Source organism: Nocardioides sp., from assembly GCF_016462705.1.
GTDB lineage: Bacteria > Actinomycetota > Actinomycetes > Propionibacteriales > Nocardioidaceae > Nocardioides.
On sequence record NZ_JAEMSS010000020.1, the window covers coordinates 1 to 15,361 of the forward strand.

The window sequence follows — 15,361 nt, forward strand, 5'->3', positions numbered from 1 at the left end:
TCCAGCCCGGCTCGAGCATCATGCCCGGCAAGGTCAACCCGGTCCTGCCCGAGGCGACGCTGATGGTCTGCTTCCAGGTCATGGGCAACGACGCCGCCGTGGCCGCGGCCGGGGCGAGCGGGAGCTTCGAGCTCAACGTCGCGATGCCCGTCATCGCCCGCAACGTCCTCGAGTCGACCCGGCTGCTCGCCGCCGCCTCCCGCCTGCTGGCCACCAGGTGCGTCGACGGCATCACCGCCGATGCCGAGCGGATGCGCACCTACGCCGAGTCCTCGCCGTCGGTCGTGACGCCGCTCAACAAGTACATCGGCTACGAGGCCGCCGCCAAGGTCGCCAAGCAGGCGCTCGCCGACGGCGCCACCATCCGTGAGACCGTGCTCCGGCTCGGGTTCGTGGAGCGGGGGGAGCTCACCGAGGAGCAGCTCGACGAGGCCCTCGACGTGGAGTCGATGACCCGACCGTGAACGACCCCGACCACGTCCGTGACCAGTACGCCACCGAGGGCAGCCTCCAGACGCGTACGAGCGTCTGGCGGCCCGGTCCGTCGGGGGTCGAGCCGCAGGATCTGGTCGTCGCCGAGGTGCGGGCGGCACTGCCCACCGGCGGCGGCATGCCGGACGTCCTCGAGGTCGGGTGCGGCACCGGCTACTTCGCAGCGCGGCTCCAGGCCGAGCTGCCGGGGATCGCGCTGCTGGCGGTCGACCAGTCACCCCGGTTCGTCGAGCTCACGCGCGAGCGCGGCGTCCCGGCCCAGCTCCAGGACGTCCAGCACCTGCTCGCTCCCGACGCGTCCTACGACGTGGTGCTGGCGCTGTGGATGCTCTACCACGTCCGCGACCTCGACCGCGGCCTCGCGGAGGTTCGCAGGGTGCTCCGTCCAGGAGGCACGTTCATCGCGGTGACCAACGGCGACGAGCACGTCGCCGACCTGCGGCGCGACGCCGGTGGCGACGCCGTACGGACGACGTTCAGCCGGGAGAACGGCGAGGGCGCGCTCCGCCGGCACTTCGACCGGGTGACCCGGCAGGACGTCGAGACCCGGGCGGTCTTCCCCGACCGGGACGCGGCCCTGGCCTACCTCGAGTCGTCGGGAGAGGATCTGGCCTGGTCGCCGCCCGATGGCGGATGGCCGCGCGAGTACGCCGGCCAGGTCACCGTCTTCACGGCGACGTAGCGACGTCCGGCAGCCGGCTCAGTACCAGCCGCGGCTCTGGCTGTGCCCCCAGGCGGAGCACGGCGAGCCGTAGCGGTCCTCGATGTAGCCGAGACCCCACCGGATCTGGGTGACCGGGTTGGTCGCCCAGTCGGCACCGGCCGAGGACATCTTGGATCCGGGCAGGGCCTGCGGGATCCCGTAGGCCGACGAGCTGGGGTTGTCCGCGGTGACGCTCCAGTTGGACTCGCGGGTCCACAGCGAGTCGAGGCAGCCGAACTGGTCCTCGCTGAACCCGAACTCGGCCAGGAGCGCCCGCGCGATCGTGCGCGGGTCCTCGTCGGAGAGGTCCTCGGTGCGGGTCATCGCGTTGACGGTCGCGCCGCCGACCTCGAGCAGGTCCGCCTTGGCCGGGTCGGCCGCGTCCCGGCGGTCCGAGCGGGTCACCAGGTCGTCGCGCGAGGCCTCGAGGGCCGCGGTGTCGATCCCCCCGGACGTGGCGTCGGTCGCGCCGGTGGTGTCGGTCGCGCCGCCGGCGGCGGAGTCGTCGCCCGTCGCCGCCGCCAGGTCACCGGCGGCCGGGGCCAGCTCCTCCGGGCCGTCGGCCGAGTCCCCCAGCCCCACCAGGGCGCCGCCGCTCACGGCCAGGCCGGTGCCGACGACCGCCATCGCGGACAGCGTCAACGACGAGCGCAGAGCCGCCCTCGGGGCGCGCCTCGACGACGGGGCGCGGTGCTTCGGCTCGTGCTTCAGCACCTTGTCAGGGCGGGTCGACACAGGCAGGACAACTCACTGTCGGGGACTCGGTTACGGACAGGTCACGGGCTCGGCGCCTGGCCCACCATGCCCGACGACGGGGAGGGCTGCAAACCGACCGCGACGACGACTGGGGAGGGCCTCGTCACACGGGCAACAGAGGTCACAGCAGCCACGTCAGAGCGTGACGTTCTCCAGCATCTCGGTGACCAGGGCCGCGATCGGGGAGCGCTCCGACCTGGTCAGCGTGACGTGGGCGAACAGCGGGTGCCCCTTGAGCTTCTCGACCACGGCCACCACCCCGTCGTGGCGGCCGACCCGCAGGTTGTCCCGTTGGGCCACGTCGTGGGTGAGCACGACCTTGGAATTGGCCCCGATCCGGGAGAGGACGGTGAGCAGCACGTTGCGCTCCAGCGACTGCGCCTCGTCGACGATGACGTAGGCGTCGTGCAGGGACCGGCCCCGGATGTGGGTCAGCGGGAGGACCTCGAGCATCCCGCGGTCGAGGACGTGCTCGATGACGTCGCGCGAGGTGATGGCGCCCAGCGTGTCGAAGACCGCCTGGGCCCAGGGCCCCATCTTCTCCGACTCGGACCCGGGGAGGTAGCCGAGCTCCTGGCCGCCCACCGCGAACAGCGGCCGGAACACGACGACCTTCTTGTGCTGCCCGCGCTCCATGGTGGCCTCGAGCCCGGCGCAGAGCGCCAGGGCCGACTTGCCGGTGCCGGCGCGGCCGCCGAGAGACACGATGCCGACCTCGGGGTCGAGCAGCATCTCCAGCGCGATCCGCTGCTCGGCGGACCGGCCGTGGATGCCGAACGCCTCCCGGTCGCCGCGCACCAGGTGGACCTGCTTGTCGGGGCCGACCCGGCCCAGGGCGGTGCCCCGCTCGGACAGCAGCACGAGGCCCTGGTGGCACGGCAGCTCGCGAGCGGCGGGCAGGTCGAGCGTGCCGTCGTCGTAGAGCTCGTCGAGGTCCGCGCTCTCGACCTCCAGCTCGGCCATTCCCGAGTAGCCGGTGTCGGAGTCGTTGATCGTCTCGCCGCGGTACTCCTGGGCGTCGAGGCCCACGGCCGACGCCTTGATCCGCAGCGGGAGGTCCTTGCTCACCAGGGTGACGTCGGCGCCGTCGTTGGCCAGGTTGCGCGCGACCGCCAGGATCCGGGTGTCGTTGTCCCCGAGCCGGAAGCCCGACGGCAGCGACTCGGCGTCGGTGTGGTTGAGCTCGACGCGGAGCGTGCCGCCGAGCTCGCCGACCGGGACCGGCTCGTCCAGGCGGCCGTGGGTCACCCGCATCTCGTCCAGCATCCGCAGCGCCGCGCGCGCGAAGTAGCCGAGCTCGGGGTGGTGCCGCTTGCCCTCCAGCTCGGTGATGACGACGACCGGGAGCACGACCTCGTGCTCCTCGAAGCGGCGCAGTGCGCCCGGGTCGGCGAGCAGCACGCTGGTGTCGAGGACATAGGTGCGGACGGAGTCGGGCACGGTGCCACCTTCGTCGGCCGGCGCAGCGCACTCCACGCCCCGGCCCTCGTTCAGCTGCGCGGACCGGGTAGGAGCCCGGAGACCGGAGTGCCGGCCCCCTCGTACGCCGGGCAGGTCCTGGTGGACCACCTGGTCGTACTGCAGTCGTGATGGGTCACGCCCGGGCCTCCCGATTCAGTGAGCTTCCCCACTCACCGATATGCCGAAAGTACGCCGCGCGCCCGTCCCACCAGGGGAGGACACGCCCGACCCCGGGGTGAACGGCAGGGGAACGCTCAGGCCCCGAACCGGCGCTCGCGCTGGGCGTAGGCACGGATCGCGCGGAGGAAGTCGACGCGCCGGAAGTCGGGCCAGTAGGCCTCGCAGAAGTAGAACTCCGACTTCGCGCTCTGCCAGAGCAGGAACCCGCCCAGGCGCTGCTCCCCCGACGTGCGGATCACCAGGTCGGGGTCGGGCTGGCCCTTGGTGTAGAGGTGGTCGGCGATGTGCTCGACGTCGATGATCTGGGCGAGCTCCTCCAGGGACGTCCCGCGGCCGGCGTGCTCCTGGAGCAGCGACCGCACCGCGTCCGCGATCTCTCGGCGACCGCCGTAGCCGACGGCGATGTTGACGAGCATCCCGTCGACGTCGCGGGTCGCCTCCTCGGCGGCCTTGAGCTTCTCGGCGGTCGTGGACGGCAGCAGGTCGAGCGCGCCGACCGGGTGCAACCGCCAGCGCCGCTGCTCGGCCAGCGAGTCGACCGAGGTCTCGATGATCTCCAGCAGCGGGGTCAGCTCGCGGGCCGGCCGGTTGAGGTTGTCGGTCGACAGCAGCCACAGCGTGACCACCTGGATGCCGACCTCGTCGCACCAGCCGAGGAGGGGCTGGATGTTGTCGGCCCCCGCCTGGTGGCCGTGCGCGGTGTCCGCGCCCACCGACTTGGCCCAGCGGCGGTTGCCGTCGAGCATCACGCCGACGTGCTGCGGGATGTTGTCCGGCATCTTGCGGAGCATCCGCGCCTCGTACGCCGGGTAGAGGACCCGTCGCAGGCCGTGCTTCCAGTCCGCCACAGGCTGATCGTACTGACGGACTCCGGTGCGACCGGGTGATTGTCGTCGCTTTGTCGTCTGGGGTTCAGCCCGTACGGGTACGTTCAGGGCATGAGCAACCCGGTGCCTGATGCCCTGCGCGCCGGGATCGACCACCTCCAGGAGTCGCTCCACGACACGCTGGCGGACATCAAGCCCAAGCTCCGGGGCTGGCTGCACCTCGGAACCGTGCCCCTGGCGCTCGCCGGCGGCATCGTCCTGATCGCCCTCTCGCCGACGACCACCACCCGGATCGGCTCGGTCGTCTTCACGCTCTCGGCGCTGCTGCTGTTCACCGTCTCGGCGATCTACCACACCGGCACGTGGTCCCCCCGGACCTGGGCGTTCCTGCGCCGGTTCGACCACTCCAACGTCTTCGTCCTCATCGCCGGCTCCTACACGCCGTTCGCGCTGCTGTTCCTCGAGGGGACCCAGCGCACGGTCCTGCTCACCGCCGTCTGGGGAGGCGCCATCCTCGGCGTCCTGTTCCGGGTGTTCTGGACCGATGCTCCCCGGTGGCTCTACACCCCGATCTACGTGGCCCTGGGCTGGGCCGCGGTCTTCTTCATCCCCGGGTTCTTCGAGGGCGCCAAGTCGCTCGCCGGCGGGCTCGGCGTCGCCGCGTTCATCATGATCGTGGTCGGCGGCGGCCTCTACACGCTCGGTGGTGCCGTCTACGGCTTCAAGTTCCCCAACCCGTCACCGCGCTACTTCGGCTTCCACGAGGTCTTCCACACCTTCACGGTGCTGGCCTTCGCCGCGCACTACGTCGGCGTGTCGATGGCGACGTACAGCCTGCGGTAGCTGGGTCAGGGCTTCGGGATCGTCGTCCCGCGCCCGTGCAGCACCGTGATCAGCTGCGCCAGCTGGGACTCCGCCTTCTCCGTGCGCGAGAACGACGTCAGTGCGAGCAGCGGCTTGAACCGCTGCCGGGCGATCGCCTTGGCGTAGGTGAACTCCTTGAGGCCGTCCGGGCCGTGGATGCGGCCGAAGCCTGAGTCGCCGACGCCACCGAAGGGCAGCGACGGGACGCCGGCGAAGGTGATCACGCCGTTGACGGCGGTCATGCCCGAGCGGATCCGGGAGGCCAGCTCCATGCCGCGCTCCTTGGAGAAGACCGTCGAGGCGAGGCCGTAGCGGGTCGCGTTGGTCCGCTCGACCGCCTCGTCCATGTCGCGGACCCTGGCGACGGTCATGGTCGGCCCGAAGGTCTCCTCCTGCACCGCGAGCGAGTCCTCGGGGACGTCGACGAGGATCGTCGGCTGCACGAAGCGCTCCCCCACGGCGTCCGCGCCACCGATGAGGGCGCGGCCCCCGCGGTCGAGGGCGTCCTGGATGTGCCGCCGGATCACGTCCAGCTGGCCGGGCATGGTGATCGGGCCGATCGGCGAGTCCGGCCCGTCGTAGGCGCGCAGGTCCTTGGCCTTGTCGACCAGCTCGGCCAGGAAGTCGTCGTAGACCCGCTCGTGCACGTAGATGCGCTCCACGCCGGTACAGGTCTGGCCGGCGTTGGCGCAGGCGCCCCAGAGCGCTGCGTCCGCGGCGGCCTCGAGGTCGGCGTCGTGGTCGACCAGCAGCGCATCCTTGCCGCCGGCCTCGATGATCACCGGGGTGAGGGTCTCGGCGCAGGCCGCCATCACCTTCTTTCCGGTCGCTGTCGAGCCGGTGAACGCGACCTTGCCGACGCCGGCGGCGCAGAGCGCGGCGCCCGTCTCGCCGTAGCCGGTGACCACCTGCAGGACGGGACGGCCGACCGACTCCAGGAACGTCCGGGCCAGCCACTCCGCGACACCGGGGGTGTACTCCGACGGCTTGAACACCACGGCGTTGCCGGCCGCCAGCGCGTAGGCGATCGACCCCATCGGCGTGAAGACCGGGTAGTTCCAGGGCCCGATCACCCCGACCACACCGAGCGGCCGGTACTCGACGTACGCCGCCTGGTTGGCCATCACCAGCCCGCTCGGCACCTTGCGGCGCTTGAGGACGTTCTCCGCGTGCGACGCGGCCCAGGACAGGTGGTCGATCGCCAGGGCGCACTCGAGCATCGCGTCACCGTGCGGCTTCCCGGTCTCGGCGTGCATCAGGTCGGCGAGCTGGGCGACCCGCCTGGTCATGGCGCCCTTCCAGGTCTGGAGGTGCCGCTCGCGTTCGTCGAAGGACAGCCCGCCCCACCACGCGGCCTCGTCCCTGGCGCGCTCGACGACGGCCCGGACGTCGTCGGCGGTGTGGACCGGGTGGGTCCCGACGACGTCGCCGCTGCGCGGGTTGAGCGACTCGAACGTCGTCGCGCGTGCCTCGGTCGTGGTCACTGGTCCTCCTTGATGAGGTCGGCGGCCTTCTCGCCGATCATGATCGTGGGCGCGTTGGTGTTGCCGCGGACGACGGCGGGCATCACCGACGCGTCGGCCACGCGCAGCCCGCTGACGCCGCGGACCCGCAGCTGCGGGTCGACGACGGCGTCCTCCCCCGTGCCCATCGCGCAGGTCGAGGTCGGGTGGTAGAGCGTCTGCGCCCACCGTCGGGCGTGCTCGACGAGGTCCTCGTCGGTGGGCGCGTCGGGCAGGTTCCAGGGCCGGGTGACGAAGCCGCCGAGGGCGCCTTGGGTGCAGATCTCCCAGGTACGCCGCAGCCCGGCCAGCATCGCGTCGAGGTCGACCTGGTCCTCGAAGTAGGCCGCCTCGATCTCCGGGTACCATCCCGGGTCGGCCGAACGCAGCCGGACGTGCCCGCGGCTCCGCACGTTGACCAGCGTGGCGGCGGCGGTCACCATCCGCCGCTCGGGCTCGTGCAGACCGTTGTCGTAGAAGCCGGACGGCGCCAGGTGGATCTGGAGGTCAGGGGCGGGCAACCCCTCTCGGCTGGAGAAGAACGCCCCCGCCTCGCCGATGTTGGAGGCCAGTGGCCCGGTGCCGCGCGCCTTCCACCGGGCGAAGTTGGCGAGGTTGTTGAGCTGCGCCAGGTCGGTGGTGCCGTGCGTGTCCCACAACAACGGCACGACCGGGTGGTCCTGGAGGTTGGCGCCGACCCCGGCGAGGTCCACCGTGACCTCGATGCCGACCTCGGCCAGGTGGGAGGCCGGGCCGATGCCGGAGAGCAGGAGCAGCTGCGGGCTGTTGATGGCGCCGCCGCAGAGGACGACCTCGCGGCGGGCGACCACGCTGTGCTCGCGGCCGCGCTCACGGAAGGTCACCCCCGTCGCCCGCTCGCCCTCGACGTCGACGCGGGCGGCCAGGGCACGAGTGGTGACGGTGAGGTTGGGCCGCGACCGGGCCGGCTTGAGGAAGGCGTCGTACGTCGACCAGCGCCGCCCCCTCTTGCAGGTGACCTGGTAGAGCCCGGCCCCCTCCTGATGAGCGCCGTTGAAGTCGTCGGTCGGCTTGAGTCCGGCGCTCACGGCGCTGTCGACGAACGCGTGGCTCAGCTCGTGGGTGTACGTGCGGTCCTCGACGAGCAGCGGGCCCGACCGCCCGTGCAGCGGCGCGCCGAGCCGGGTGTTGCCCTCGGACCTGACGAAGTAGGGCAGCACGTCGTCGAAGCCCCACCCGGTGGCGCCGTACTGGTCGCGCCACGAGTCGTAGTCGGCACGGTTGCCGCGGATGTAGATCATCGCGTTCATCGACGAGCAGCCGCCGAGCGCCTTCATCCGCGGCCAGTAGGCACGACGGCCGTGCAGCTGCTTCTGCTCGGTCGTCGTGTAGTTCCAGTCCCACTTGGTCTTGAACAGCGAGGAGAACGCGGCGGGGACGGCGACCTCGTCGGCGCCCTCGGTCTCGCCGCCCGCCTCGAGGAGCAGGACGGTGACCCTCGGGTCCTCGGACAGCCGGGCCGCGAGCACGGCGCCGGCGCTACCCGCTCCGACGATGACGTAGTCGTACGACCGTTCCGGCATGCAGCCGAACCTACTCGGGTCGTCCAGAGGGCTAGCCGGAACTAGAACGTGTTCCTATTGTCGTCTCTCGTGACTGCCTCCGGGACCTGCCTGCCGGCCTTCGAGCCGCTCCGCGACCTGCTCGCCACCAACCTCGCCGACGGGTCCGACCTCGGTGCCTCCGTGGCGGTGCTGCACGACGGGGAACTGGTCGCCGACCTGTGGGGAGGTGAGGCGAGTCCCGGCGTGCCGTGGCAGGAGGACACCCTGGTCCAGGTCTGGTCGGTGACCAAGCCGATGGCGGCGCTGACCGTCCTGGTGCTCGCCGACCGGGGCGAGGTCGACCTCGACGCCCCCGTGTCGTCGTACTGGACCGACTTCCGGCGCGACGACGTGCTGGTCCGCCACCTCCTCGCCCACACGTCCGGGTACGCCGGGTGGACCGAGCCGCTCGACGTGGCGGGACTGCTCGACCTGGAGCGTTCCGAGCGGATGCTCGCCGAGCAGGACCCGTGGTGGGAGCCGGGCACGGCCTCCGGCTACCACATGATCGCCTACGGCCACCTGCTCGACGGCCTGGTCCGCGCCGCGACCGGAACGCCTCTGGCCGACCACTTCCGCACGCTCGTCGCCGAGCCGCTGGGCGCCGACTTCCATCTCGGGGTGCCCGACGACGTCCTCGCGCGGTGCGCCGACCTGGTCGCGCCCACGGACTCGGGCATCGACTACTCGACGCTGCCGGAGGGCAACCTGCTGGTGCCGACGGTGGTCAACCCGCTGCTCGACATCGACAACCCCGACAACGGCTGCAACAGCGCGGCGTTCCGTGCGGTGTCGGTCGCCGGGATCAACGGCCACGGCAACGCCCGCTCGATCGCGCGGGCCCAGTCGGTCGTGTCCCACGGCGGCGAGGTCGGCGGCGTACGGCTGCTGTCCGAGCGCACGGTGGAGCGGATCTTCGAGGTCCAGGCCGAGGGGCCGGACAAGGTGCTGATGGCGCCGCTGCGCTGGGGCATCGGCTACGGGCTGCCCTCGCCCACCACGCCGGCGATCCCCGACGGACGGGCGTGCTGGTGGACCGGCTGGGGCGGCTCGATCGTCGTCAACGACCTCGACCGGCGGGTCACCGTCGCCTACGCGATGAACAAGATGGTCGGCGCCCACTTCATCTCGTCGGCGAGAACCGACCGCTACCTCTCGACCGCGTTCGACTGCCTGGAGGCGATGTGAGCACGAGCGACGTGAAGGTCTGCATCATCGGCGCCGGCTGCTCCGGCATCACCACGGCCAAGCGCCTCCAGGACCACGGCATCGCCTACGACCAGCTCGAGATGTCCGACGACGTGGGCGGCAACTGGTACTTCCGCAACCCCAACGGGCGCTCCGCGGTCTACGAGTCGCTGCACATCGACACCTCGAAGACCCGCCTCCAGTTCGAGGACTTCCCGGTCCCGGAGGACTGGCCGGACTTCCCCAGCCACCGGCTGATGCACCAGTACTTCCGCGACTACGTCGACCACTTCGGGCTGCGGGGCGGGATCGAGTTCGGGGTCGCCGTGGAGCGGTGCACCCGCAACGCCGATGGCGGCTGGGACGTCGAGCTGTCGACCGGCGAGACCCGGTCGTACACCGACCTGGTCGTCGCCAACGGCCACCACTGGAAGCCGCGGCTGCCCCGGTGGGCGACAGAGCACCCGGGCGAGTTCGACGGGGTCCTCATGCACAGCCACGACTACGTCTCGCCGTTCGAGCCGGTGGAGGTCCGCGGCAAGCGCGTCGTCGTCGTCGGGATGGGCAACTCGGCGATGGACATCGCCAGCGAGCTGTCGTCGCCGTGGATGGCGGACACGCTCTACGTCTCCGCGCGGCGCGGTGTCTGGGTGCTGCCGAAGTACCGCAACGGCCAGCCCGCCGACAAGGTGATGGCGCCTCCGGACATCCCCAAGGACGTGGCCCTGGCCGCGTCGCGGGAGCTGATCCGCAACCTGGTCGGCGAGATGTCGTCGTACGGCCTGCCGGAGCCGGACCACGAGCCGCTCGCCGCCCACCCGTCGGTGTCCGCGGACTTCCTCACCAAGGCCGGCTCGGGCGACATCCACATGCTGCCCGCCATCGAGCGGCTCGAGGGGTCCAGCGTGCACCTGGCCGACGGCTCGTCGGTCGAGGCGGACGTCATCATCTGCGCGACCGGGTACGAGATGGAGTTCCCGTTCTTCGACTCGGCCGAGACCGCCCTGCACCCCGACGACGAGCACCGCTACCCGCTCTTCAAGCGGATGATCAAGCCCGGCGTCGACCACCTGTTCTTCATGGGGCTGGCGCAGTCCTCGCCGACGATCGTCAACCTCGCCGAGCAGCAGTCCAAGCTCCTGGCCAAGCTCCTCGATGGCACCTACGCGCTGCCGTCGGTCGAGGAGCAGGAGCGGATCATGCGCGCCGACGAGGCCTTCCACCTCGAGCAGTACTACGCCGCCCCGAGGCACACCATCCAGATCGACTTCGGGCGCTACTGCGTCGACCTGCACCAGGAGATCGCGGCGGGTGAGCAGCGCGCCGCTCAGCGATGACCCCGCGCGTCAGAGATCCCGCGTGGTCAACAGGTTCGTGCCGTGCGTGGTCTCCTCGCGGCTCGTCTCGGTGAACCCGAGCTTCGCCAGCACCCGTCGCGACGCGTCGTTCCAGTCCCACACCGTGGCGGACAGCCGGACGTGTCCGGACGCTCTCGCCCAGTCCAGGACCGCCGTCGCGGCCTCGGTCGCATAGCCCTGGCCCCAGACCCGGCGGAGCAGCTCGAAGGCCAGCTCCGGCTCCCCGTCCGGCCCTCCGGCGGCGACCAGCCCGCAGTAGCCGATCACGTCGCCCTCGGTCTTGCGCTCGACGGCGAGCAAGCCGGTCGTCGAGGGGTGGAGGGCCCGGATCCCCTCCTCGAAGTCCTCGACGGTCGGACGGCCTTCGTCGTCGATCCTCCGATGAGGTGGCACCCTCGGGTCACGCTCGGACCACAGCGCACGCTGGATCGCCGCCTCGGACACCCGCCACGGCCTGAGCAGCAGGCGCTCGGTCTCGAGCACGTGGGTCACCGCCCGAGCGCCTCGGTCAGCGCGTCGACGTCGGTCACCGGCCGCTCGCAGACGAACCCGCGACACACGTACGCCGTCGCGCGGCCGTCGACCGCAGCCCTGCCGACCAGCAGCGGGATGTCGTCGCGCGGACCGTCGGCGACGACCACCACCGCGCCGAGACGCTGCCGGGCGGCGAGCGCCAGGGCGTCCCGGTCCGGTCCGGCAGGCCCGACCACGGCGATCTCGAGCGGACCGTCCTGCATCGTCTCGGCGGCCGCGAGCGACCAGCCGGCGAACCGGGGTGCCCGCTCGGCGAGGGTCGAGACGGTCGCGAGCGCGGCCTCGGCCGCGTCCCGGTAGCGGCCCGCACCGGTCAGCGCGTGCGCGGTGACCAGCGCGTGCACCGTCGCCGACAGGCCGGAGGGAGAGGCGTTGTCGCCGGGGTCCCGCGGACGGGCGACCAGCGCCTCGGCGTCGTCGGCGGTGTCGTAGAACCCGCCGTCGTCGGCTCGGAAGTGCTCGAGCGCCAGGTCCAGGAGCCTCAGGGCCCGCTCCAGCCACACCGCGTCGCCGGTCGCCTGCACCAGGTCGAGGAAGCCGGCGGCCACGCAGCCGTGGTCCTCCAGCACCCCGGCCGGCGTGCCCACGACGCCGCCCTTGGACACCCGCCGGAGCCGACCGTCGACCACGTGCACCCGCCACAGCAGCTCGCCCGCGGCGACCGCGGCGTCGAGGTAGGCCGGCACCCCGATGAGCGTCCCGGCCCGGCACAGGCCACTGATGGCCAGGCCGTTCCAGGCCGCCACCACCTTGTCGTCGCGGGCCGGCCGCTCCCGGAGGTCGCGGGCCTCCCGGAGCCGCCGCTGCACGCCGAACCAGCGTTCGAGGCCCGTATCGTCCGCAGGGTCCTCCCGGAGCTGGAGCGTGGAGGCGCCCCGCTCGAAGGTGCCGGCATCGGTGACCGACAGCAAGCGAGCCGCCCAGCGTCCGTCGTGCTCGCCGAGGACCTCCACCAGCTGCGCCGGCGTCCAGACGTAGTAGGTGCCCTCCTCGCCCTCGGAGTCCGCGTCGAGGGCCGAGGCGAAGCCGCCCTCCGCCGTGCGCAGCTCGCCGAGCAGGAACTCGGCGATGCCCTCGGCGGCCCACACCCCCTCCGGGCTCTGCCCGACGCTGGCCCACTCGGCGTAGACCCGCAGCAGCAGGGCGTTGTCGTAGAGCATCTTCTCGAAGTGCGGCACCACCCAGTCGGCGTCGACGCTGTAGCGGGCGAACCCGCCGCCGAGCTGGTCGTGGAGGCCGCCGCGGGCCATCGCCCGCAGCGTCGCGGAGGCCATGGTCAGCGCCTGCTCGGAGCCGTTCCGCAGCAGGAACTCCAGCACCATCGACGGCGGGAACTTGGGGGCGCCGCCGAAACCGCCACGCTCGGCGTCGAACTCCGAGGCCAGGAGTGCGACCGCGCGACCCAGTGCCTCGGCGTCGATGGGCGCGGAGCCGCTCGGTAGGACCTGGTTGAGGTGCTCGCGCAGGTTGCCGGCCACGCGGCGTACGTCGTCCGGCTTGTCCCGCCACGCCTCCGAGAGCGCCTGCAGCACCTGGGTGAACGCCGGCTGCCCGTGCCGGGGCTGGTCCGGGAAGTAGGTGCCGGCGAACCACGGGTTCCCGTCGTGGTCGAGCACGCAGGTCATCGGCCAGCCGCCGTGCCCGGTCATCGCGGTGGTCGCGTTCATGTAGACGGCGTCGACGTCCGGCCGCTCCTCGCGGTCGACCTTGATGTTGACGTAGTGCTCGTTCAGGTACGCCGCCGTGGCCTCGTCCTCGAACGACTCGTGCGCCATCACGTGGCACCAGTGGCAGGCGGCGTACCCGACGCTCAGCAGGACGGGGACGTCGCGGCGCCGGGCCTCCTCGAACGCGGCGGGCTCCCACTCCCACCAGTCGACCGGGTTGTCGGCGTGCTGGAGGAGGTACGGCGACGTCGCGTCCTTCAGTCGGTTGGGCACACGACCAGCCAAGCAGGCAGTCCTAGGCTCGCGACATGTACGTGCCCCGCTTCAACGCCGTCGAGGACGAGGCGACGATCCGCGCCTTCGTGACCGACTCCGGCGCCGCTGACCTGGTGACGACCGGTCGCGAGGGCTACCCGGTCTCGACGCTCCTGCCCGTGGCGTGGGAGGACGACCGGGTGATCGCCCACTTCGCGCGCGCGAACCCGCACTGGAAGGAGATCGAACCCGGTGCACCCGCGCTGCTCGTGTGTCGCGGCGCCCAGGCCCACCCTGCGCCGCACCGAGCCGGTCCGGTCGAGCACTCGCGCAGCAACAAGCACTCCGGCGTCCGGCACCTCCCGGTCCGACTCACTCCGAGGATCTTCTACCGATAGGAACACCGTGCCCAAGACGCTCCACCCGTGCCAGCACGTCGACCTCGACTGGCTGGCCCGTGCCCCTCAGCGCTTCAGCAACGACGTCGACGTCGCGCTGTCCCCCGACGAGCTCTTCGGGGTCCTGGCCCGCGCGGACACCTGGCCGCGCTGGGCCAAGGTCATCACCCACGTGGAGTACACGAGCCCCGAGCCGCACGGCGTCGGCACCACCCGCGTCGTCACGATGCGCGGGGGGATGGTCGGCGACGAGGTGTTCCTCGCCTGGGAGCCGGGCCGGCAGATGGCGTTCCGGTTCAACACCAGCGCCACCAAGACCCTCAGGGCGTTCCTGGAGAACTACCGCCTGGAGCCGATCGCGGGCGGGACCCGGCTGACCTGGGAGCTCGGCATGGACACCGGCGGGGCCTCCCAGCTCTTCGCACCCGTCTCGACACCGATCACGAACCTGATGTTCCGGCGGTTCCTGGGGAACCTGCAGCGGCTCTGTGCGAACGGCGTGCCCGCGGTCGGGTGACGGCGGACGGTTTGCCGCAGGACCCGGTCGGGCACCGCCTCTCCTGCGTCACGCCACCCACCACACAGGAGGTTCTCCATGGACACCCGGACCATCGCCGTTCTCGCCCTGGTCATCGCCGTCGTCGTCCTGCTCTTCCTGGTCCTCTGACCCGGCCGGGCGGTCCGCTCGGGCGGACCGCCCCTACGTCCTCCTGCGCAGCGCCCCGGGCTTGTGCACGGCGGTGCCGCTGCCGCTCTCGCTCTCGACGAGGTACTGAGGCTCGTCCTTCGACGCCTTGACCTTGCGGCCGCCGGCCTCGGTCTCCGAGGTGATCTTCCTCAGCACCTTTCCCACGGCGGTACCGCCGTGGCTGTCCCACTCCACCTTGTCGCCCTTGCGGAAGCTCTCGTCGGCCATGACGGAGCGGTAACCGCCTCAGACCCGGCTGAGCAACGTCTGCGCGGTGAAGTCCGCGGCCCGCCGGTCGAACTCGCGGCCGTGCCGGAGCATCGCGTGCTTGCCGCCCTCGATCTCCACGAACTCGACGTCCGCGGTGCGCGCCAGGTTGGCGGCCACCGTGCGGGCGCGGGCCATGCTCGCGACCCGGTCCTGGGTGCCGTGCAGCACCAGCACCCGGCGACCGGTCAGGTCGGCGTCGTCCGTGGGGTAGACCCACGGGTTGAGCGCGACCACGGAGACGACGTCCGGCTCCGCACCCGCCAGAAGGGCGGCGCGGCCGCCGAGCGAGTGGCCGATCAGGCCCAGCGGGAGGTCGCCGAGCTCGCCGCGGACCTGCGCCATCGCCCACCTGGCGTCCGCCACCGGCGTGTGCTGGCCGTCCCACCCGCGCCACGAGTTGAGCAGGCGGTAGACCGCGAGCCGCCCGTTGCCGGCCCGAGCGGCCGCCTTGGCGGTCGGGATCATCCGGACGACCGACAGCTGGGTCGGGCTGACCATCATCCGGTCGCCCCGCGAGGCACCTCCGTGCAGCACGAGGACGGCGCCGACGGGCGAGCGTGGACGGGCGACCTGGATGAGCCGGGGAGAGGATTCCACCCCGACAGTGTTCAGGGTGCCTGGTGAGGGACCGGCCT

The 15,361-nt window shown here is 71.8% G+C and carries 16 protein-coding genes; 7 read left to right on the forward strand and 9 right to left on the reverse strand.

From position 1 onward, the window contains the following. A partial coding sequence (locus JHD21_RS04215; RefSeq protein WP_292671894.1) for a lyase family protein occupies nt 1-464 on the forward strand: 464 nt, incomplete at its 5' end. Further along, on the forward strand, nt 461-1,174 hold the full coding sequence (locus JHD21_RS04220; RefSeq protein WP_292671895.1) for a class I SAM-dependent methyltransferase: 714 nt from the start codon (nt 461-463) through the stop codon (nt 1,172-1,174). The genes JHD21_RS04215 and JHD21_RS04220, both read left to right, overlap by 4 nt. Nucleotides 1,175-1,192: 18 nt before the next feature. Here JHD21_RS04220 and JHD21_RS04225 read toward each other — a convergent pair whose 3' ends face one another. The 3 genes from JHD21_RS04225 to JHD21_RS04235 all read right to left on the reverse strand — a co-directional run bounded on the left by JHD21_RS04225 (nt 1,193) and on the right by JHD21_RS04235 (nt 4,440). Then, nucleotides 1,193-1,909: a lytic transglycosylase domain-containing protein gene (locus JHD21_RS04225; protein WP_292671897.1), complete on the reverse strand. Its 717-nt coding sequence runs from the start codon at nt 1,907-1,909 to the stop codon at nt 1,193-1,195. Nucleotides 1,910-2,086: 177 nt separating this feature from the next. Next, entirely contained in the window at nt 2,087-3,391 is a 1,305-nt protein-coding gene (locus tag JHD21_RS04230) for a PhoH family protein (RefSeq protein ID WP_292671898.1), read from the reverse strand. Between the two features lie 275 nt (nt 3,392-3,666). After that, nucleotides 3,667-4,440 carry an isoprenyl transferase gene (locus JHD21_RS04235; protein WP_292671899.1) on the reverse strand — a complete coding sequence of 258 codons (774 nt, stop codon included), beginning with the start codon at nt 4,438-4,440 and terminating at the stop codon, nt 3,667-3,669. 90 nt (nt 4,441-4,530) lie between these two features. Here JHD21_RS04235 and JHD21_RS04240 point away from each other — a divergent pair, with 90 nt between their 5' ends. Further along, complete coding sequence (locus JHD21_RS04240) at nt 4,531-5,262, forward strand: hemolysin III family protein (RefSeq protein WP_292671901.1); 732 nt, start codon at nt 4,531-4,533, stop codon at nt 5,260-5,262. A 5-nt stretch (nt 5,263-5,267) separates the two neighbouring features. Here JHD21_RS04240 and JHD21_RS04245 read toward each other — a convergent pair whose 3' ends face one another. Both JHD21_RS04245 and JHD21_RS04250 read right to left on the reverse strand, forming a co-directional pair. Then, nucleotides 5,268-6,767: an aldehyde dehydrogenase family protein gene (locus JHD21_RS04245; RefSeq protein WP_292671902.1), complete on the reverse strand. Its 1,500-nt coding sequence runs from the start codon at nt 6,765-6,767 to the stop codon at nt 5,268-5,270. Next, nucleotides 6,764-8,347: a GMC family oxidoreductase N-terminal domain-containing protein gene (locus tag JHD21_RS04250; RefSeq protein ID WP_292671903.1), complete on the reverse strand. Its 1,584-nt coding sequence runs from the start codon at nt 8,345-8,347 to the stop codon at nt 6,764-6,766. The genes JHD21_RS04245 and JHD21_RS04250 overlap by 4 nt, the downstream gene beginning before the upstream one ends. Nucleotides 8,348-8,416: 69 nt before the next feature. Here JHD21_RS04250 and JHD21_RS04255 point away from each other — a divergent pair, with 69 nt between their 5' ends. Both JHD21_RS04255 and JHD21_RS04260 read left to right on the forward strand, forming a co-directional pair. Beyond that, nucleotides 8,417-9,556, forward strand: a complete 1,140-nt coding sequence (locus JHD21_RS04255; protein ID WP_292671904.1) for a serine hydrolase domain-containing protein — start codon at nt 8,417-8,419, stop codon at nt 9,554-9,556. After that, complete coding sequence (locus JHD21_RS04260) at nt 9,553-10,893, forward strand: NAD(P)-binding domain-containing protein (protein ID WP_292671905.1); 1,341 nt, start codon at nt 9,553-9,555, stop codon at nt 10,891-10,893. The genes JHD21_RS04255 and JHD21_RS04260 overlap by 4 nt, the downstream gene beginning before the upstream one ends. Nucleotides 10,894-10,902: 9 nt before the next feature. Here JHD21_RS04260 and JHD21_RS04265 read toward each other — a convergent pair whose 3' ends face one another. Further along, the gene (locus tag JHD21_RS04265; protein ID WP_292671906.1) at nt 10,903-11,406 is read right to left on the reverse strand and encodes a GNAT family N-acetyltransferase; all 504 of its coding nucleotides are present in this window, start codon (nt 11,404-11,406) and stop codon (nt 10,903-10,905) included. After that, nucleotides 11,403-13,388, reverse strand: a complete 1,986-nt coding sequence (locus tag JHD21_RS04270; RefSeq protein ID WP_292671907.1) for a thioredoxin domain-containing protein — start codon at nt 13,386-13,388, stop codon at nt 11,403-11,405. The genes JHD21_RS04265 and JHD21_RS04270 overlap by 4 nt, the downstream gene beginning before the upstream one ends. Nucleotides 13,389-13,423: 35 nt before the next feature. Here JHD21_RS04270 and JHD21_RS04275 point away from each other — a divergent pair, with 35 nt between their 5' ends. Next, a complete protein-coding gene (locus tag JHD21_RS04275; RefSeq protein WP_292671909.1) occupies nt 13,424-13,768 on the forward strand; it encodes an FMN-binding negative transcriptional regulator in 345 nt (114 codons plus the stop codon). A gap of 7 nt (nt 13,769-13,775) precedes the next feature. After that, complete coding sequence (locus JHD21_RS04280) at nt 13,776-14,285, forward strand: SRPBCC family protein (protein ID WP_292671910.1); 510 nt, start codon at nt 13,776-13,778, stop codon at nt 14,283-14,285. A 183-nt stretch (nt 14,286-14,468) separates the two neighbouring features. On the opposite strand, the gene JHD21_RS04285 is transcribed toward JHD21_RS04280, so the two are convergent. Both JHD21_RS04285 and JHD21_RS04290 read right to left on the reverse strand, forming a co-directional pair. Then, on the reverse strand, nt 14,469-14,684 hold the full coding sequence (locus JHD21_RS04285; RefSeq protein WP_292671912.1) for a DUF2945 domain-containing protein: 216 nt from the start codon (nt 14,682-14,684) through the stop codon (nt 14,469-14,471). An 18-nt stretch (nt 14,685-14,702) separates the two neighbouring features. Continuing rightward, nucleotides 14,703-15,323: an alpha/beta hydrolase gene (locus JHD21_RS04290; protein ID WP_292671913.1), complete on the reverse strand. Its 621-nt coding sequence runs from the start codon at nt 15,321-15,323 to the stop codon at nt 14,703-14,705. Nucleotides 15,324-15,361: the final 38 nt, after the last annotated feature.

Coding starts and splice junctions, on each gene's coding strand:
- JHD21_RS04250 (WP_292671903.1), bottom strand. CDS start 8,347: ATGCCGGAACGGTCGTACGACTACGTCATCGTCGGAGCGGGTAGCGCC.
- JHD21_RS04285 (WP_292671912.1), bottom strand. CDS start 14,684: ATGGCCGACGAGAGCTTCCGCAAGGGCGACAAGGTGGAGTGGGACAGC.
- JHD21_RS04240 (WP_292671901.1), top strand. CDS start 4,531: ATGAGCAACCCGGTGCCTGATGCCCTGCGCGCCGGGATCGACCACCTC.
- JHD21_RS04275 (WP_292671909.1), top strand. CDS start 13,424: ATGTACGTGCCCCGCTTCAACGCCGTCGAGGACGAGGCGACGATCCGC.